The 19,317-nt window shown below is 54.6% G+C and carries 21 protein-coding genes; 19 read left to right on the top strand and 2 right to left on the bottom strand.

What is annotated here, in order from left to right; translation table 11 throughout:
• Positions 1-79 precede the first annotated feature (79 nt).
• The 15 genes from D1646_RS07235 to D1646_RS23915 all read left to right on the top strand — a co-directional run bounded on the left by D1646_RS07235 (position 80) and on the right by D1646_RS23915 (position 16,916).
• Positions 80-1,168 carry a cyclophilin-like fold protein gene (locus tag D1646_RS07235; protein WP_160635826.1) on the top strand — a complete coding sequence of 363 codons (1,089 nt, stop codon included), beginning with the start codon at positions 80-82 and terminating at the stop codon, positions 1,166-1,168.
• 17 nt (positions 1,169-1,185) lie between these two features.
• Positions 1,186-2,772 (top strand): cyclophilin-like fold protein, encoded by a 1,587-nt coding sequence (locus tag D1646_RS07230; protein ID WP_160635825.1) that lies wholly within the window; start codon positions 1,186-1,188, stop codon positions 2,770-2,772.
• A 13-nt stretch (positions 2,773-2,785) separates the two neighbouring features.
• On the top strand, positions 2,786-3,556 hold the full coding sequence (locus tag D1646_RS07225; RefSeq protein ID WP_160635824.1) for a flavodoxin: 771 nt from the start codon (positions 2,786-2,788) through the stop codon (positions 3,554-3,556).
• Positions 3,557-3,747: 191 nt separating this feature from the next.
• Entirely contained in the window at positions 3,748-4,284 is a 537-nt protein-coding gene (locus D1646_RS07220; RefSeq protein WP_160635823.1) for a flavodoxin family protein, read from the top strand.
• 18 nt (positions 4,285-4,302) lie between these two features.
• Positions 4,303-6,243, top strand: coding sequence for a flavodoxin (locus D1646_RS07215; RefSeq protein ID WP_160635822.1), 1,941 nt, complete (start codon positions 4,303-4,305; stop codon positions 6,241-6,243).
• Between the two features lie 26 nt (positions 6,244-6,269).
• Positions 6,270-7,433: a flavodoxin gene (locus D1646_RS23920; RefSeq protein WP_160635821.1), complete on the top strand. Its 1,164-nt coding sequence runs from the start codon at positions 6,270-6,272 to the stop codon at positions 7,431-7,433.
• A 74-nt stretch (positions 7,434-7,507) separates the two neighbouring features.
• A complete protein-coding gene (locus D1646_RS07205) occupies positions 7,508-8,983 on the top strand; it encodes a flavodoxin (RefSeq protein ID WP_160635820.1) in 1,476 nt (491 codons plus the stop codon).
• Positions 8,984-9,028: 45 nt separating this feature from the next.
• Positions 9,029-9,793 (top strand): hypothetical protein, encoded by a 765-nt coding sequence (locus D1646_RS07200; protein WP_160635819.1) that lies wholly within the window; start codon positions 9,029-9,031, stop codon positions 9,791-9,793.
• 475 nt (positions 9,794-10,268) lie between these two features.
• Positions 10,269-10,883 carry a flavodoxin gene (locus tag D1646_RS07195; RefSeq protein WP_347565155.1) on the top strand — a complete coding sequence of 205 codons (615 nt, stop codon included), beginning with the start codon at positions 10,269-10,271 and terminating at the stop codon, positions 10,881-10,883.
• A 4-nt stretch (positions 10,884-10,887) separates the two neighbouring features.
• Positions 10,888-11,922, top strand: a complete 1,035-nt coding sequence (locus D1646_RS07190; RefSeq protein WP_160635817.1) for an FAD:protein FMN transferase — start codon at positions 10,888-10,890, stop codon at positions 11,920-11,922.
• Positions 11,909-12,271, top strand: a complete 363-nt coding sequence (locus D1646_RS07185; RefSeq protein WP_160635816.1) for a NusG domain II-containing protein — start codon at positions 11,909-11,911, stop codon at positions 12,269-12,271. The genes D1646_RS07190 and D1646_RS07185 overlap by 14 nt, the downstream gene beginning before the upstream one ends.
• 13 nt (positions 12,272-12,284) lie before the next feature.
• Positions 12,285-12,806 carry a Gx transporter family protein gene (locus D1646_RS07180; protein ID WP_160635815.1) on the top strand — a complete coding sequence of 174 codons (522 nt, stop codon included), beginning with the start codon at positions 12,285-12,287 and terminating at the stop codon, positions 12,804-12,806.
• Positions 12,807-12,846: 40 nt separating this feature from the next.
• Positions 12,847-14,178 (top strand): MATE family efflux transporter, encoded by a 1,332-nt coding sequence (locus D1646_RS07175; RefSeq protein WP_347565154.1) that lies wholly within the window; start codon positions 12,847-12,849, stop codon positions 14,176-14,178.
• A gap of 22 nt (positions 14,179-14,200) precedes the next feature.
• Entirely contained in the window at positions 14,201-15,319 is a 1,119-nt protein-coding gene (locus D1646_RS07170; protein ID WP_160635814.1) for an aldo/keto reductase, read from the top strand.
• 25 nt (positions 15,320-15,344) lie between these two features.
• The gene (locus D1646_RS23915; protein WP_160635813.1) at positions 15,345-16,916 is read left to right on the top strand and encodes a flavodoxin; all 1,572 of its coding nucleotides are present in this window, start codon (positions 15,345-15,347) and stop codon (positions 16,914-16,916) included.
• Between the two features lie 120 nt (positions 16,917-17,036).
• Here the strand turns inward: D1646_RS23915 and D1646_RS07160 are convergent, their stop codons facing one another.
• A complete protein-coding gene (locus D1646_RS07160) occupies positions 17,037-17,567 on the bottom strand; it encodes an SLOG family protein (protein WP_160635812.1) in 531 nt (176 codons plus the stop codon).
• Positions 17,568-17,683: 116 nt separating this feature from the next.
• On the opposite strand from D1646_RS07160, the gene D1646_RS07155 reads away from it, so the two are divergent.
• From D1646_RS07155 to D1646_RS07140, 4 genes are all read left to right on the top strand, one after another.
• Positions 17,684-17,902: a helix-turn-helix transcriptional regulator gene (locus D1646_RS07155; protein WP_160635811.1), complete on the top strand. Its 219-nt coding sequence runs from the start codon at positions 17,684-17,686 to the stop codon at positions 17,900-17,902.
• Between the two features lie 117 nt (positions 17,903-18,019).
• On the top strand, positions 18,020-18,310 hold the full coding sequence (locus tag D1646_RS07150; RefSeq protein WP_016317916.1) for a hypothetical protein: 291 nt from the start codon (positions 18,020-18,022) through the stop codon (positions 18,308-18,310).
• Positions 18,311-18,387: 77 nt separating this feature from the next.
• On the top strand, positions 18,388-18,735 hold the full coding sequence (locus tag D1646_RS07145; RefSeq protein ID WP_016317915.1) for a hypothetical protein: 348 nt from the start codon (positions 18,388-18,390) through the stop codon (positions 18,733-18,735).
• A 39-nt stretch (positions 18,736-18,774) separates the two neighbouring features.
• The gene (locus D1646_RS07140; protein ID WP_160635810.1) at positions 18,775-18,936 is read left to right on the top strand and encodes a hypothetical protein; all 162 of its coding nucleotides are present in this window, start codon (positions 18,775-18,777) and stop codon (positions 18,934-18,936) included.
• Positions 18,937-18,969: 33 nt separating this feature from the next.
• On the opposite strand, the gene D1646_RS07135 is transcribed toward D1646_RS07140, so the two are convergent.
• Positions 18,970-19,317: a hypothetical protein gene (locus D1646_RS07135; RefSeq protein ID WP_160635809.1), complete on the bottom strand. Its 348-nt coding sequence runs from the start codon at positions 19,315-19,317 to the stop codon at positions 18,970-18,972.

The raw sequence follows: 19,317 nt of genomic DNA, 5'->3' as shown, positions 1-19,317 counted from the left end.
TATCCAAACTAGGCATTTTACATTTTAAGGCTTTCCATGTAAAATCAAACCACCCAGCAGCAACAAGGAGGAACCATAGATGAAACGAATCCTGTCACTTATCACAGCGGCCATGTTGATCACACTGACCGCCTGCGGCGTACAAACGCAGAATCCAGCCGCCAGTACCCCGCCGCCTGATACGTCCCCGGTTACCCAGCCGTCTGATTTAATTCAACTTCCGGAGCAGAAGGAGGAATCTCCGCAAGCGGAACACATCCTGATTGCTTACTTTTCCCTTTGGGAGAACGCCTCCTGGGGTGAGTACACGGACGCCAATACCTCCGCCAGTGTGGTGGTAGATAACCTGGGCGCTGTGGGAACCAACGCTTATGTGGCACAGATGATCCAGTCTAAAGTGGGCGGCGACCTCCATGCCATCATCGCCGCAGAGCCTTATCCGGCGGATTTTGACCAGGTAAGGGACATCAACCATCAGGAGAACAGCCGGGCCATCTCCAGCACAGTGGAAAATATGGAGCAGTACGACACGGTGTTTATCGGCTATCCGGTTTGGGCTACCACACTGCCCCAGGCGGTGCGGACATTCCTCACTGAGTATGACTTTTCCGGCAAGACGGTGATTCCCTTCTGCACCCATGACGGCTATGGGGCAGGGCGCAGCTTCTCCACTGTGGCGGAGCTTGCCGCCGGTGCGAATACACTGGAGGGACTTGCTATCCATGCCCCGGAAGTCACAGAGTCAAAAGACGATATCAAACAGTGGCTTGGCGCCCTGGACCTGGATACGGAGCGTGGCCAAGGTGAAACGGCTATCCGTATCACGGTTGGGGACACTCAGCTGGATGGTGTACTGTATGACAGCGATATGGCTCGGCAGTTTATCGCCCAACTCCCTCAGACCATCTCCATGAGCAACTACGGAGACCGGGAGGTCTACGGCGGCATTGACCAGGAAATCACCGTGGAGGGCGAGGGTCAGCTCCGCTTTGAAGATGGTGATATTACCTACTGCCCCAGCAATAATACCGCCGCAATCTTTTACAGTCAGTCTGACCGTCCTGACCTGACTATGCGCATCTATCCCATCGGCAAGGTTACATCTGATTTGTCCATCTTCCCCGATCTGCCCAGCCGGGTGGATATTACCTTTGAGATTATGGAGTAAACAAGGAGGTTTTTGAAATGCAAGGATTGAAAAAGACGCGGATTTTTGCTCTGACGCTCTTGTTGGCACTGAGCATTGCCGTCCCGGCCTTTGCCGCCGTGGAGGATACTGGCTTTTCCGATGTGGATGCCGGTTCCTGGTACGCTGAGGCCGTCATGTACTGCCGGGAGCATAATCTGATGGCTGGAATCGGCAACAACCAGTTTGCCCCGGAGAGCAACCTGACCAGGGCGCAGCTTGCCGCTGTTCTCTATCGGATTGAGGGTACGCCTGCTGTAACAGGTACAGACGCTTTTACGGACACGCCTGACGGCGCATGGTACAGCGACGCCGTTTTGTGGGCCTCTCAGCAGGCGCTGGTCAGCGGCTACGGCGGCGGGCTGTTTGGCCCCAACGATCCGGTGAGCCGGGAGCAGATGACCACCATCCTCTGGCGGTATGCGGGAAGTCCTAACCCGACAGGAACGGCGGCCTTTACAGACAGTTCCTCTGCTGCCTCCTATGCTTCTGCCGCTGTCAGCTGGGCCGGTGTCAACAGCATTGTTCGTCCGACTTCCGGCAATATGTTCGCTCCCAAAGAGAACGCCACCCGCGCCCAGGTTGCGGACGCACTGATGAACTATGACCGCAGTACGCAGTCAGCGCCCTCTGACACTCCAAGCGGCGGCACCAGGGTACTGGTGGCCTATTTCTCCCGCTACGGAAATACAGACTATGATAACGATGTAGACGCCACTACCTCCGCCAGTGTAGTGGTGGAGGACGGCCAGCGGCAGGGCAGTACAGAGCGGATCGCCCGCATGATTGCAGAGCAGACTGGCGGTGATCTCCATCTGATCGAAACCGCAGATGCCTACCCCACTGATTTCAACGATGTGGTGGAACAGAATCACCGTGAGATTGCAAACGGCATCCGGCCTGCTCTGTCCTCCCATGCGGATCTGGAAAATTATGACGTGATTTTTATTGGCTATCCAGTCTGGTCTTCCACCACCCCCACCCCGGTGCTGTCCTTTTTGGAGGAACAGAACCTGTCCGGCAAGACGGTGATCCCCTTCTGTACCCATGACGGCTATGGCGCAGGCAGCAGCTATTCCGCAATCCGCAACTCCAGTTCTGGCGCCGCGGTAGAGCAGGGACTGGCGGTTGATTCCAGCCGGGTGTCCTCCGCACAGAATACGGTCACGGATTGGGTATCCGGTTTGAATCTCTCTGCCGGAACCACCCCAGCCCAACAGGGGGAAACTGCTGTCCGCATCACCATTGGAGACACCCGATTGGAGGGTGTGCTGTACGACAGCAATATGGCCCGGCAGTTTATCGCCCAGCTCCCCCAGACAATCACCATGAGCAACTACGGAGGCCGTGAGGTCTACGGCGGTATCGACCAGGCCATCACCGTGGAAGGCGAGGGCCAGCTCCGCTTTGAAGATGGCGACATCACCTATTGCCCCGCCAACAACACCGCCGCCATCTTTTATAGTCAATCCAGCAATCCCAATCTGACCATGCGGATATATCCTATCGGAAAGGTTACATCTGATCTCTCCATCTTCCCCGATCTGCCCAGCCGAGTAGAGATTACCTTTGAAATCGTTCAGTAAAGGAGCTTTTACCATGAAAAAATCCCTCTCTTTTTTATTGGCCCTTGCCCTTTGCTGCGCTCTGACCGCCTGTGGAGGCGGTCAGGGTGCGGCGGGCAGCGACACTCCCTCCACGCCTGTAACATCTCAGCCTGAAGAAACACCCGACAACTCTCAGCATCACGAGTCGCCCAATACTTCCACCCCTGCGGATACCCCTGAAACAACTGAACCGGAGGAGGATGTCGGAAACGGTGTCCTGATCGTTTACTTTGCCTATGGTGAAAACGCCCCTCTGTCTGACGGCGTGGACGCATCCACCTCCGCCAGCATCCAGTATCGGGGTGATGAACTGACCGGAAATACTGGCCTTGTGGCGGACATGATCGCAGAAGCCACTGGTGGCGATCTGTTCTCTATCCTGACGGCGGAGCAGTATCCAGACAACTACAACGACACCATTGACGTAGGGCAGACGGAGAAGGGATCCAATGCCCGCCCGGAGTTGTCCACCCAGCTTGATCATTTGGACAGCTATGATACCGTGTTTTTGGGCTTCCCCAACTGGTGGGGAGATATGCCTATGGCAGTTTACAGCTTTTTGGATGAATACGACCTCAGCGGCAAGACCATTGTTCCCTTTGTCACTTCGGGTGGCAGCGGTTTTGCCGGCACGATTCAAGCTATTGAAAATGCTGAACCGGATGCCACAGTGCTGGAGGGCCTCTCACTGCGTGACAGCCGTTCCCCCCAGGCAGAGGACGATGTCGCGGACTGGCTGGCCCGGCTCGGACTGGCCGGTTAATATAACTTCCTTTCTTTGCAAATGGTACGACAGCTATCTTCTGGTAGCTGTCGTATCATTTCTTATCATGCAGAAAAGGCATGATAAATAATCCAAATTAGGCATTTTACATTTATGTAATTCTCAGTTACAATGAAACCGTCAAGGAGAATTCTTTCAACAGGAAATCCATATCTGATAGGGAGGTTGACATGAAAGTAACTGTTATTACTGGAAGCCCTCACAAAAAAGGCACTTCCGCTCTGCTGGCGGATGAGTTTATCCGGGGCGCACAGGAGGCCGAATGGGAAACCTTCCGCTTCGATGCCGCCTTTGAGCAGGTTGCTCCCTGTCTGGGCTGTGACCGCTGCGGGATTGGCGCGGCTCCCTGCACCCAGAAGGACGGAATGCAGAAGCTGATGCCGGAACTGCTGGCCTCCCAGGCGGTGGCGCTGGTCACGCCGCTGTATTACTTTGGCTTTTCCGCCCAGATCAAGACAGTAATCGACCGCTTCTACGCCAACAACTACAAGCTGACCGGCGGTAAAAAGGCATTCCTTCTGGCAACCGCCTATGACAGCAACGACTGGACCATGGAGGCGCTGACAGCCCACTACGAGACGCTGTCCCGCTATCTCCAGTGGGAGGATGCCGGACGGGTCCTGGCGGTGGGATGTGGTGTCCGCTCCGACATTGAACGCACCCAATTCCCCCAGGAAGCCTATCAGCTTGGCCTTTCCCTCAAATAAAGACAAAAGGGAGACAAAATGATGAGAAACTTAAAACGATTTGGTGCGTTGTTCCTGGCCTTGGTTCTGGCACTGTCCCTGGCTGTCCCAGCCTTTGCCGCCGTGGATGATGCCGGCTTTTCCGATGTGGATGCCGATGCGTGGTATGCCGAAGCTGTCATGTACTGCCAGGAGCATAACCTGATGGCCGGAATCGGCAACAACCAGTTTGCCCCGGAGAGCAATCTGACCCGTGCGCAGCTTGCCACCGTCCTCTACCGGATCGAGGGCACTCCGGCTGTGACTGGTACGGACGCCTACACAGATACGCCTGACGGCGCATGGTACAGCGACGCCGTACTGTGGGTGTCTCAGCAGAGCCTCATCACCGGCTATGGCGGTGGTCTGTTCGGCCCTAACGACCCGGTGAGCCGGGAGCAGATGACCACCATCCTCTGGCGGTATGCGGGAAGTCCCTCGGCGGAGAGGGCCGCAGACTACAATGACGAGGCCGCGATTGCCTCCTATGCCGCCGCCGCTGTGGATTGGGCCAGTGTCAACGACATTGTGGCACCTCTCTCCACGGGCGTGTTTTCTCCGAAAAGCGATGCAACCCGCGCCCATGTTGCCGCCGCTCTGATGAATTACAGCCGCCAGCAGACGGGAACCACTCCTGTACCTCCTGCCGCTAACAATGAACGATTTGTGCGGATAAACGGCGGTACCTTCCAGATGGGAAGCCCGACCAATGAGCCGGAGCGCAGTTCCGATGAAATTCAGCATAACGTGACTGTGAGCAGCTTCTACATGGCACGAACGGAAGCGTCCCAGGCGGAATATCAAGCGGTGATGGGAAACAACCCCAGCGAAACCAAGGGGGACGATCTGCCTGTGACGAACATCACTTGGTACGATGCCATTGAATACTGCAACAGGCTCAGTGAAGCCGAGGGCCTGACATCCTGCTACACCGTCTCCGGTACGACAGTCACTTGGAACAAGTCTGCCAACGGCTATCGCCTGCCCACGGAGGCCGAGTGGGAATACGCCGCCCGCGCCAATACCTCCACTCCATTTAGCTTTGGAGATTACGTTCACAACAGCGACGCCAACTGCTACAACGCCTACGGCTACAACAACGACGCCAGCGGGAATTGGGTGAACGGCTCCGATTCATATTTGAGAAGGACTGTGGAAGTAGATCAGTATGCCGCCAACGTCTATGGCCTATATAATATGCACGGCAACGCCGCCGAGTGGGTGTGGGACTGGTACGGCGCGTATGAGTCCCAGGTATCCAATGATCCCACCGGCCCGGAGGGCGGCAATGCCAAGATTGTCCGGGGCGGCGGCTGGAATGACCACCCCAAGCACATTCGCTCCGCCTACCGGGGCGCTCACCCTGCGGATGTTTCTCTTTACAGTATTGGTGTACGCCCGGTTCGGAACGCCGAAACCACCACAGGTCAGGTTAGAAGCGTTTACAGCACCCAGGCGGAACAGGGAACCGGCAGAACCCTGATCGTCTACTTCTCCCAGACCGGGAACACCGAGGGGTTAGCGAACCTCATCCACGAGATCAGCGGCTTTGACATCTTCCGTCTGGAGCGGGCCACTCCCTATGCCTCCAGCAGCAACGGCCCGGTGCTGTACGGCGAGGCTTTGAATGAGCTGCGCTCGGAAGCTGTCCCAGAACTGAAGGAGTATCCGAACATTGACCAGTATGACACCATTCTCTTGGGCTACTGCAACTGGTGGTCCTCTATCCCCGCCTGTGTGCGCACCTTCCTCACCCGCAACGACCTCAGCGGCAAGACCATCGTTCCCTTCTGCTCCATGGGCGGCGGACACTTTGGTCAGACCATCAGCGCGATTGCGAAGCTGGCTCCTGACAGTGTGATCAAGGAGGGCCTGGAGGTTACTTATTCTTCCTATGACCGGGCGGAGATTCAAGAATGGCTGAACAACTCGGTACAGTAAAAACAAACCAACAAAAAGGAGACAAAATGATGAAAAACCTAAAACGATTTGGCGCATTGTTCCTGAGCGTGGTGTTGGCGCTTGCCTTGGCCATCCCGGCCTTTGCCGCCGTGGACGATACCGGCTTTTCCGATGTGGATGCAGACGCATGGTACGCCGAAGCTGTCATATACTGCCGGGAGCATAACCTGATGGCCGGTACCGGCAACAACCAGTTTGCCCCGGAAAGCAATCTGACCAGAGCGCAATTTGCCACCGTTCTCTACCGGATCGAGGGCACTCCAGCTGTATCTGGAACGGATGCCTTTACGGATACGTCTAAAGGAGCATGGTACAGCGATGCCGTACTGTGGGTGTCTCAGCAGAATCTCATCACCGGCTACGGCGGCGGTCTGTTCGGCCCTAATGACCCGGTGAGCCGGGAGCAGATGACCACCATCCTCTGGCGATATGCGGGAAGTCCTGTGTCTGACGGGGCTGACGATTACACGGACGAGACTTCGATTGCCTCCTATGCCGCCGCCGCTGTGGATTGGGCCAGCGTCAACAACATCGTGGTGCCTGTATCTACGGGTGTGTTTGCTCCGAAAAGCGAGGCCAGCCGCGCCCATATCGCCGCCGCACTGATGAATTACAGCAGAAGCCAGCAGACTGCGCCCACTACCCCCACCGAGCCTGATCCCGCTCCCAGCGAGGGAACCAAGGTGCTGATCGCATACTTCTCCGCTACCAACAATACAGAGAGCATCGCCAATCACCTGGACGCCATTCTGGACGCCGACCTCTATGAGATCACGCCGGAGCAGCCCTACACCGCCGCCGACCTGAACTACAACTCGGACTGCCGTGCTAATGACGAGCAAAATGACCCCAGCGCCCGTCCCGCTATCTCCGGCAGTGTGGACAACATGGAGCAGTATGATGTAATTTTCTTGGGCTATCCCATCTGGTGGGGACAGGCTCCGAAGATCATCTATACCTTCCTGGAGAGCTATGACCTCAGTGGCAAGACCATCGTTCCCTTCTGCACCTCCGGCAGCAGCGGCCTCGGCTCCAGCGCCACAAACCTCCATAGCCTCGCCAGCAATGCCACATGGCTAGACGGCCAGCGGTTCAGCGGCAGTGCTTCCCGCTCCACGGTGGAGTCTTGGGTGAATGGCCTTGGGCTGGCTCTGACCCCTGCGGCCTGAATAACGGATGCTGAAGAAGCCCCATCCCGGCTGGGGTGGGGCTTCTTCGTTCAAAATTGGAGTTGATAAACACGATGAAACGGATTTTTAACTCGGTTTTGTGTTTCTCGCTTGTGTTTGCTTTGACGAGCTGCGCCAGCACAGAACAACACCCCTCCTCTACGCCCTCCGAATCTACACAAATACCGAACCAGACCATCACCGCACCAGCAGATGACACATCTCCTGAGATCGTCCCGCCAGAGGACTTTGTGCTGATAAGCGGCGCGACCTTCCAGATGGGAAGCCCGGAATCGGAGGCATGGCGTGTGGAGGATGAAACCGCCCACATGGTTACAGTCAGCGATTATTACATTAGTAAATTTGAAGTCACCCAGGCTGAATACAAAGCGGTCATGGGGGAGAATCCCAGCTTCTTCACCGGGGATGATCTCCCGGTAGAGAGCATTTCATGGATGGAAGCTATCCAGTATTGCAACACCCGCAGCACCCAGGAAGGACTGACCCCGGCCTATGCGGTAGACGGTCAGAACATTTCTTGGGATCGAAGCACCAACGGCTACCGCCTGCCTACCGAAGCCGAGTGGGAATACGCCTGCCGTGCCGGGACAGAAACGCCGTTCAACACAGAAACTTCTATCAGCGCGGATGAGGCCAACTATTGGGGCCACTACCCCTATCTCATCGAGGATAACTACTTCTCCCAAGGGAACCTGGAAACCAAGCCCGGTGTTTACCGGCAGACAACCGTGGCGGTTGGCAGCTTTGGACCCAACGCATGGGGTCTCTACGATATGCACGGCAACGTAGGCGAATGGGTTTGGGACTGGTATGGAGCCTATGAAACCGGGAAGCAGACGGACCCCACCGGCCCCGCCAGCGGCACCCTCCGGGTGTACCGGGGCGGTGGATGGAACGATTTTGCCAAGAGCCTCCGCTCGGCTTACCGGGCCACCCTCCCCCCGGACAGCGCCAGCTTCAATATCGGACTGCGGCTGGTGCGGAACGCGGGGACCGGCAGCGGGAATGTAGAATCTTCCTCTGCGCAGTCCAGCGGACAGACCGGCGGCAATGTTCTGATCGCTTATTTTTCCTGGGGCGGCAACACCAGAGGAATTGCCGAGGAAATTCAGCGTCAGACCGGGACCGAGCTGTTTGAGATTGAAATGGTGACCCCCTACTCATCCGACTATAACACGGTTCTGGATCAGGCGCAGGAGGCTCAAAACAACCAGGACCGTCCAGAGCTGTCCACCCATGTGGAGGATATGGACCAATATGACATCATCCTCCTGGGCTACCCCAACTGGTGGGCCTCCATCCCAATGCCTGTCGCATCCTTCCTGGAGGAATACGATTTTTCCGGCAAAACCATCATCCCATTTTGCAGTCACGGAGGCGGGCGGTTCGGTCAAAGTCTGACGGCGATTACAAAGCTGGCGCCTGACGCTGTGCTGGGCGAAGGGCTGGCCATCTCTTATTCCGGCGGTTCTGGTTTATCTGGTGACGTATCCGCTTGGCTGGAAGAAAACGGTATTTCAGCAAAATAATTGGAAAGAAGAATAGATTTTCTGATATAGAATGAGAGGATGTATTTGAAAAGAAAAATCTCTATACTTTTGACAGTTTCCGTGTTCCTCCTTTCGGCGGGTTGCGGAGAAAACGCCCAAAATGATGATTCTGCCATTCAAACAGACGTGCCCCACACCTTTGCCGGTTATCCTGTGGTTTACCTGACGGCAGACATTTCCGCCCAAGGCTTGCTTTCCGCCTATGAAGCCTTAGAACCAGCAGAGAATGGAACGGTCGGAATCAAATTGTCAGAAACATTGTCAGATGGTTTCTCCTGGCAGGATTTGACGGTGGAGTTAGTGCAAGCGGCAAACGCATCCATAATAGAAAACAATGGACCTGAAACAGAGCTTTCCGGCTACGAAAACATCGTTGTTTTGACCCATCTTGAACCGCATGACACAGTGGGGTTTTATGGAACCACAGCGCACATGGCCTCTATTTCCACACAGCAAGAAGATTTGGACCGCTTTGCAAGCGACCCGGATGGGATGCTGCAGTATCTTGCCGAACAGGGAAAAGCAGCGGCAGAAAGCGTAAGCGGTCCGATTCTCTACATTGCCGTGTTGGATCAATGGAGTGTTGGCGACCCCGCATATGGTGGAAACATTCTGGCTTCTTATGATCCGGTATCCTTGGATCAAGCCTGTGTGGATCTCATCAATATGACGGAGGAATGCCAATCGCTGGCGGCGCATATTGCGGTCTGCAAAGGCATCTACACGCTGGTAAACGCCGAGCAGATGGGATGGGGCAGCCGTACCTATGCCTTTTTGAGTATTGACTAAATCAGACGTGAAAAATAGAACTGTGAGTTCCCCCCCCCTTTTTTTGCCCAATCATACGATAGCCGCCCCTGAAGCGGCTGTCGTATGATTTCATTCGCAACCATACATATTGAGCATGATAAATAATTCATATTAGGTATTTTACATTCATTTAATTCTCAGTTACAATGGATTCATGAGAAAGGGGAGATAAAAAATGAACCATAAACGATTCATACTTGCGATATGTGCAGCTTCTATTTTAACTTTGTCTGCCTGTGGAAACACGAATACAGCACCTTCCACCGAAATGCCCTCACCGCCTGTATCCAGCACTCCTGTCCCAGAAATCCCGGATACCTCTGTCCAGCAGGATGGCGATTCAGATGCAGCGGGAACGGATTCTGAAAAGGAATCTCAGGACATGGAGCCGGAGGATATCAGCTTGCCTCCGCAAACGCCTGAAGTGCCAGCCCAATCGGAGGAAAACGTTCCTGTGACAACCGAGCCGGAGAACCCGTTGGTACCGCCAGAAAATGCGGAGGAAAAAAGCACAAAAACCCTGATCGCCTATTTTACCTGGGCGGAAAACACGGTGGTAGACGATCCCTCCGCTGTAGATGTAGACGCCACCACCTCCGCAAGCGTTCTGGCTCCCGGTCATGTGGCACAGATGGCCGCATGGATACAGGCAAAGACCGGAGGCGATTTGTTCTCAATTATCATGGCAGACCCCTATTCCAGTGACTATGATGAATGCTTGGACCGGGCCGCTGATGAAAAGGCGGACAACGCAAGGCCCATCCTGTCCGGCTCTGTGGGGAATATGGACGAATATGATGTGGTATTTCTGGGCTACCCGGACTGGTGGGCTACCTGCCCCATGGCGGTATTTACTTTTTTAGACAGCTATGACTTCACAGGGAAAATGGTGATCCCATTCTGCGCCCATAGAACCAGCGGCCTTGCCTCCAGTGTGAGGGACATCCGCGCAGCTCTTCCCGATGTTACGGTGTTGGATGCGGTGGGCGTTCAGAGGCCGGGGATGGATACCCCGCTCAGTACAGCGCAGGACACAGTGGAGACATGGCTGGAAGGTTTTGCATACTGAGGCCATGCGTAAAAAAGTGATTTGCGTAATCACCGCTGTGCTTATCCTGTTATCCTGTGCTGGCTGCGGAAAACAGGAGGAAGCGGCAGACCGGAGCTTCTTCGCCTTGGACACCTACATCACCATGCAGGCCGTTGGACCGGATGCGGAGCAGGCTCTGGAAACTGCGGAGGAATCCATCCGGGAACTGGAACGGAAATGGTCTGTTACCAGCCCCGGCAGTGAGATTTACACGGTAAACCAAAGCGGCGGGAACCCCACAAGCATCAGTGAGGATACTGCGGAGATTCTCCGCTTTGTGCTGGATATGGCGCAAGATACAGACGGCGCACTGGACCCCACGATCTATCCGGTTTTGACAGCCTGGGGTTTTACCACTGACAGCTATCAGGTTCCCTCCCAGGAAGAATTGGATACCCTGCTCTCCTATGTGGACTATCAAAGTATTCAGCTTACAGGCGGCACGGTAACAGTGCCGGTGGAATGCCAGATTGACTTGGGATCGGTGGCCAAAGGCTATATTGGTGATCTGGTGGCCGATAGCCTTCGGAAATGCGGCATCACTTCCGCCCTGATAAACCTGGGCGGTAATGTTCAGGCAGTCGGCGCAAAAGCGGATGGCTCTCCCTGGAGGATAGGCGTGCGTGACCCTATGGCGAATGGGAACTTAGGCGTTTTAGAGATAACGGACCAAGCGGTTGTCACCTCCGGCGGCTACGAGCGGTACTTTACGGATGCGGATGGAAATGTTTACTGGCATATCCTGGACCCGCAGACCGGCTATCCGGCCCGGAACGGCCTTATCTCCGTCACGGTGGTTTCCCCAGAGGGAAAGCGGAGCGACGCTCTCTCCACGGCGCTGTTCGTCATGGGTATGGAACGTGCCATTGAGTATTGGTGCGCACATGGCAACTTTGAAATGCTACTGGTGACAGAGAATGGAACGGTTCTGCTGACCGGGGGCTTGGAGAACGCATTCACCCTGGATGAAGAACAGAACGGCAGAGAGGTCACGGTGATCCATCATGAAGCAGAGTAAACTCTGGGTGGTTCTGTGTGCGGCGATTTTGCTGCTGGGGGTGGCTGGATGCCTTTGGGTGCTGCGGCCAACCGGCGGAGATACCGTAGAAATTTTACAAGACGGAAAGCTGCTCTACACGCTCGACCTGTCGAGGAGCGAAGATCAGGTGATTGAGATTCCTTATACGGGAAGCTCCAATATCATCCAAGTGCAGGATGGGAAAATCCGAGTGCTGGAGGCGGAGTGTCCCGATCAAATCTGTGTTCACATGGGATATTTATCTGACACGGGACTGCCCATTGTCTGTCTGCCCAATCGTCTGGTAATTCAATATCAACAGGCCGGAACGGACGGAGCCACAGGCTGAAGGAGGGAAAACCATGCAAACCAAAAGGCTGACAGAATTGGCGCTCCTGGCGACCATCGCCCTGACCATCTTCATGGTAGAAAGCAAGATACCCAATCCAATCCCACTTCCCGGCGTGAAACTGGGACTGGCAAATATCGTAACAGTCTACGCGGTGTACCGCTTCCGGCCCAAAGAGGTGATCCTGCTCCTGACCACTCGGATCATCCTGGGCGCGGTTTTCGGTGGAAACATGATGGCCCTGTTATACAGCGCGGCAGGCGGGGCGCTTTGCCTGTTGGGGATGCTCCCGCTCCACCGCCTGATCCCGGAAAAAGCGCTCTGGATCAGCAGTATTTTGGGGGCGGTATTCCACAATATCGGGCAGATGACAGCGGCAATTCTTGTGATGAAAAGTCTTGGAGTTGCTATGTATTTCCCATTTCTGTTGGTTTCCGGGTGCTGTGCGGGGTACTTTACCGGACTGTGCGCACAGTTTCTGCTCCAGCGCAAGCCCCACATGATGAACCCTGCGCAGACGCTGGCAGAACGATGATCCCGCAGCCATTAAATTCAAGAAAACGAGGCGTATTGCAGTGTTATTCTCCAATCGTGATCTGAAAAAGCTCCTGCTCCCACTGGTCATTGAGCAAATTCTTGTCATGCTGGTGGGTATGGTGGACACGGTAATGGTGTCCAGTGTGGGGGCGGCGGCGGTGTCCGGTGTGGCCTTGGTGGATATGGTAAACTTTCTGGTCATTACCGTGCTGACCGCCCTGACCACTGGAGGCTCGGTGATCCTGTCGCAATACTTAGGGAACCGCCAACCGGACAAGGCTGCGGTTTCTGCCGGACAACTCATGACGGTTTCCGCTCTGTCCTCTGCCGGAATCATGGCCGTGTGCGTCCTGCTTCGAGTCCCCATCCTCCATCTGTTCTTCGGCGCGGTGGAGCCGGATGTGATGGACGCTGCCCTGACGTACTTCCTTGTGACGGCCTGTTCCTTCCCTTTCCTGGGTGTCTATAACGCGGCGGCGGCGCAGTTCCGCAGCATGGGACGCACCAGCATGACCATGTACGTCTCCCTGATGATGAACGCGGTCAATATCGCGGGAGATTTTATCGGGGTATCCCTGCTCCATGCCGGAGTGCTGGGGGTGGCGGTCCCTACGCTGGTCTCCAGGGGGCTGGCGGCGCTGGCCATGTCGGGGCTGGCTTTTCAAACGGAAAATCCGCTCCGTCTGTCGTGGCGGAACATTCTGACATGGAAGCGGGAAACCGTTGTCCGCATCTTGCACATTGCTGTTCCCGGCGGAGTAGAAAACGGATTGTTTGCCCTGGGAAAGGTGCTGGTCACCAGCGTGGTGTCTCAGTTTGGTACAGTGCAGATCGCCGCCAATGGTGTGTCCAACAGCATCAACCAGATCGCCATCATCGTGGTAAGCGCCGTGAATCTGGCGGTCATTACCGTGGTGGGCCAGTGCGTGGGCGCACGGGAGTATGAGCAGGCGGAGTATTACACCAAAAAGCTGATGAAGGTTTCCTATATTTCCACAGCCATTCTTGGCGGCGCTGTCTGCCTGTCCCTCCCCCTGATCCTGCGGCTCTACCGCCTGGAACCGGAGACCTTGCAGCTTGCCGCGGTCCTCATTGTCATGCACAATCTGCTGGCCGTTGCTCTCCACCCCACATCCTTTAATCTGGCCAACAGCCTCCGGGCGGCAGGAGATGTGAAATACACCATGTATGTGGGCGTACTCTCTATGGCCGTGTTCCGGCTGGGGTCGGCCTTTCTGTTCGGAGTCGTGCTGAATTGGGGCGTGATCGGCGTGTGGATCGCAATGGGTATGGACTGGCTGGCCCGTTCGATGTGCTTTGTTTGGCGCTACCGCCGGGAGGTCTGGCGGACAGCCAGCGTAATCGCTTAATAAAAAAGGAGGAATGTCATTTATGGAATACCGCAAACTCCCCCACGGGGAGGAACAGCTCAGCGTTCTGGGGTTGGGCACAAGCTCCATCGGTGCGGCAGGTGACAAGGAGATCGAGGCCACTATGGGTTTGGCCCTGGAGGCCGGAATTAACTTCTTTGACATGGCCTCAGCTGATACAGCCCCTTTCTCTGCCTATGGCCGAGCCATTGCCGGGATGCGGGAAAAGCTCTATTTTCAGATCCATTTTGGAGCCGACTACACCAGCGGGAAATATGGTTGGACTACCAATTTGGACACCATCAAACGCTCCATTGATTGGCAGCTCACCGCGCTGAAAACGGACTACATCGACTTTGGCTTTCTCCACTGTATTGATGAGGAATCCGATCTGAAACTGGCCGTTGAGAGCGGCGTATTGGACTACATCCAGTCGCTGAAGGACCAGGGGACAGTCCGGCACATCGCTCTGGGTTCCCACACCCCCAGGCTTGCCAACAAGGTGCTGGACATGAAGGTCATCGACCTGCTGATGTTCAGTATCAATCCCGGCTACGACTACCGGGGCGGCTCCTCTGTGGACTTGGGCAGTGAGAACTACGCCGTGGGCGGCGTGGACGAACACCCCACTCTGTACCGCCGCTGTGAGGCGGAACGGGTTGGTATCTCAGTCATGAAGCCCTTCAGCGGGGGCCAGCTGCTCAATGACCGGACTTCCCCCTTCGGCAAGGCCCTGACGGAGTACCAGTGTATGCAGTATGCCCTGGATAAGCCGGGGGTGCTGGCCGTCATAGCCGGGGTACGGAACCGGGCCGACCTCCAAAAGCTCCTGGGCTATTTCAGTGCCGCCCCGGAAGAAAAGGACTACTCCATCTTGGGTACCTTCGCGCCCCAGGACGCGGCGGGAAAATGCGTCTACTGCAACCACTGCCAGCCCTGCCCCGCTGGGTTGGACGTGGGTATCATCAACAAGTATTACGACCTGGCTCGGACCGGGGATCAGCTGGCCCGTGGACACTATGCGAAACTGGAGAAAAAGGCGGGGGACTGTGTGAAATGCGGCCACTGCGACTGGCGCTGTCCCTTCCATGTGCCTCAGTCCCATCGGATGGAGGAAATTCAGGACTATTTTGGTTCATAAGCAGAATAAAAAGGAGTGTGCGACTATGAAAAATCTGAAACGTCTGGCCGCTTTGATGATGGCGGCCATCCTGACCCTCGCTCTGTCAGTCACAGCCTTTGCCGCTGTGGAGGATACTGGCTTCTCTGATGTAAGCGCCGATTCCTGGTATGCAGAAGCCGTCATGTATTGCCAGGAACGCGGACTGATGTCCGGGATTGGAAACAGGCAATTTGCCCCGGAGGGCAACCTGACCCGCGCCATGCTGGTATCCGTCCTCTGGCGGCAGGCGGGCAGCCCGGCGGTCAATTACCTGATGCAGTTTTCCGACGTTCCCGAGGGCCAGTGGTACAGTGAGGCTATCCGCTGGGCAGCCAGCGAGCGGCTGATCCTGGGGTACGGAGATGGCCGCTTTGGAACAAACGACGCCATCACCCAAGCACAGTTGAATATCATCATGAACAAGTACACTGATCGGCCCATTACGGACAATATTCCTGGTTTTACTGGCGAAAATACTCCCGTCACCCGCGCCCAGACCGCCGCCGTCATGTGGAACCTCGCGCGCAGTCAGGACACCCCCAACGGCGGAGCCAGGGTATTGGTTGCCTATTTCTCCGGCACCGGCACCACCAGAGGCGTGGCGGAGAACCTTGTGACTGCCCTTGGTTCTGATGTGGCTGTCCTGCATGAGATTGCGCCGGAACAGCCCTATACGGCGGCTGACCTGGACTACACCAATTCCAACTGCCGCTCTGTTACCGAGCAGCATGACCCCAGCGCCCGCCCCGCCATTGCCTACAGCGTGGCAAACCTGGAACAGTATGACGTGATTTTCCTGGGCTATCCCATCTGGAACAACGATGCACCCCGTATTATCTATACTTTCCTGGAAAGTGAAAATCTCAGCGGCAAAACCATCGTACCTTTCTGCACTTCCGGCGGAAGCGGCATTGCCAATAGTGTCTCCAATATCCGTGGTCTGGCGGACGGCGCTGCCTGGATGGATGGACGCCGCTGCTTCAGCAGCGACACCACAAATACCCTTTCCAACTGGGCCAACGGTTTAGGACTTGATTTTACCCCTGCCGCTGCCCCTACTCCCACACCGGCTCCCGCCGATGAAACCAAGGTGCTGGTAGCCTACTTCTCCGCCACCAATACCACCAAGCCTCTGGCGGAGTATATTGCCGATTCCCTAGGCGCGGATATCTACGAGATCGTGCCCCAGACCCCCTACACCTCCGCCGATCTGAACTATGGTAACTCCTCCAGCCGGACCTCGATAGAGATGAATGATCCCAATGCCCGCCCCGCTATCTCTGGAAGTGTGGAGGATATGGAGCAGTACGATGTTGTATTCATTGGCTACCCCATCTGGTGGGGAGAGGCGCCCCGGATTGTCAGCACCTTCCTTGAGAGTTACGACTTCAGCGGCAAGACCATCGTTCCTTTCTGCACCTCCAACAGTAGCGGCATGGGCTCCAGCGCAAGAAATCTGCACAGCCTGACCAATGACGCTGATTGGCTGGATGGACGGCGCTTCGCCGGTGGGACCTCCCGCAATACGATGGTGGAGTGGGTAAACGGTCTGGGACTGGACATTAACGTGAACTGAAAACCACATTCTGAAATATTAAGCTGGGGGCTGGAGTATAACACTCCAGCCCCATTCTCCTACTAACACAATGAAACTGTATAGAATATTGTAAACTTATCTTATAGCGCAAATCTTAACTTATTGAAGCCATACCATTTCCATAATATCTGGGTGTATCAAAATAACCGGCACTTTCTTTTTTTTAGCATAATTTACTGTCATACCGGTACCGCTCCTTATGGATCGCTCATTATCATACACAGCCAAAAGGCAGTCAGCATGGCCAACCAGATACCTGTTTCTTTGGATAAAGCTATCTCTCCACGCTTTCTGTCCCACTGTAATATGCTCTGTACTATGCTCAATCAAGAACGCCAGTCGCTTTTTGCTCCGTTCATCCCACCGTTCATCATGGCCAGGGTAGGGAAGCACTACAACCAATTCAATATCCTTGTAGTCCGGCTCCAGCTTCATTTTCAGCAGAATCTCCCCGCTCCACATATCCACACCAAGGGCTCCACCTACCAGGAATCGCCGGACGCCTTGATCGTATAACTCAACAAACTGCTCCCGCAGCCGCCTTTTTAGGTGCTTGCAGCGGGAGTCGTTTTCATTGTATTTGAATTTGAATCTGGTCGGCCGATGGCCTGTGATCGCACATATATACATAATAAATTCTCCTTTCTGTTTCGCCTATTATATACGTTATTGCTAATTTAATCTATCTATAGTCTATTAAATTTTTTCGCCATAATGGATAAAATATTATCCATGGGAGTGGTGAAATGGAAAACTTGCTGAAAGAAATGGGAAAACGGTTAGTTGAGCGGAGAAAACAGCTCAGGCTTACTCAGGAAGAGGTCGCAGAACGCGCAGATTTGACAACACAGACAATTTCTACTGCTGAAACAGGGAAGAAAGCATTACGCCCAGCAAACATTATTAGTATCTGCGCTGCCCTTGATATCAGCCCAGACTATCTGCTGCTGAGATGTATTGTGTAAAGGGTGGTTTCACCATCCAAATACACATTGGCTGATGGTTCATTTGTGGCAAAATGACACAGGCTGGAAAGGCGGTGATCAACCAGCAGGAGGGAACCGAAGCGGGAGCGTCTGGGGATGACCTGGGCGCTCCGTTCTCTTTGCCGACCCTCTCGAAGAGCGCACTTACCCACCACCCGCAAGCGGGTGGTGGTACTGCCTGCGGCAGTCGTGCGCTCTCCGAGGGGCGGCCCGCCGGGCGTCCCCTCCCTGCCCAGTATGGACAGGCCAGCAGACGCCACCGGCGGCTTGTGCATCGGGCGGGGCTGCGCCGATGCACCGGGAGTTTGGGGGCCGTCGACCCCCAACAAGCTGCGCCGGGTATATACCGGCGCATTGCTTGCCGCTACTATCAGTGCCGATAATTGAGAGTTGAACGGCGCTTGCAATTGTGGTATACTTTGCTCATATCAATTTCTTAAACTCAGAATTTGAGGAGGGGAGATATGTTTAATGAGATATGTATATATGAAGCGAAATTAACTAAGATAGATGAAATTGAAGAACTGATGAAAGAAGTGTCTGAATTTTATTTGGAACAAGATGGTGTTATTGATGTGCATTACATAAAGCGTACTCACCGACAAAAAGATTTTAGTGCAGTTAAAGAGGGCGAATTACCTATTCGCCTTACAAGAAATATTGGTAAAGTAACATATGTGCTATATTGGGTATTGGAAAACGAAGAGGTCCATGCAAGAGTATCTAAGCTTGGTATCGAGAAATTTTATAAGCGTTGGAATCGTTGTTTAACTACAATGCCCAAAATAATCCTAGGTGAGAATGTCGTCTAATATACTGCTTCCATTTTATTCAAGGGGGATTTCATCTTTATGATGAAATCCCCCTTGACAAATGTTCTCTTGGGAAGAATCTCTGGGGAAGATCGTTCTATCCTCTCCCAAAAAGTTTCACAACTTTCCCCGGAACAATACCGCCACCTGGAGGATGTGGTAGACAGTTTTATCGCAGTGGCAATTCCAAATGAAAAATAAGGCCTAGCAGCCACTCGACTGCTAGGCCGTGTTTTATTTCTGTTGAAATGCCTCTAGTGTCTTAAAAATCGCATCCCTGTCCTCGTCTTCTGATGGGCTGGCTGGTATCTGGGCCGCTTGTTTGACCTCCTGTTGTAGGGCGGGGGTTGTCTGCTGCTGTGCAAGAACATGGCGTACAATACGCTCTATCTCCGCGCTGTCTGTCACCGTACTTTGTATCTTTGGTGTTTGGGAGCAATGGATATAGTGTAAAATCGCATTGGTGAGGAACTGCGCCTTGTACCGCCCCTGCTGATTTAGGATTTCAATTACTGTCCTTTGTTGTGGGTCAGCGGCGTTGAAACGCACGGTGAATTTGCCAGGGTCCTTTTTCTCGCCCAT

The sequence above is a fragment of the Pseudoflavonifractor sp. 60 genome (assembly GCF_009911645.1).
In the GTDB taxonomy this organism is placed as follows: domain Bacteria; phylum Bacillota; class Clostridia; order Oscillospirales; family Oscillospiraceae; genus Lawsonibacter.
Note: the sequence above shows the minus strand (reverse complement) of the source record. Positions and strands in the feature narration are given on the sequence as shown.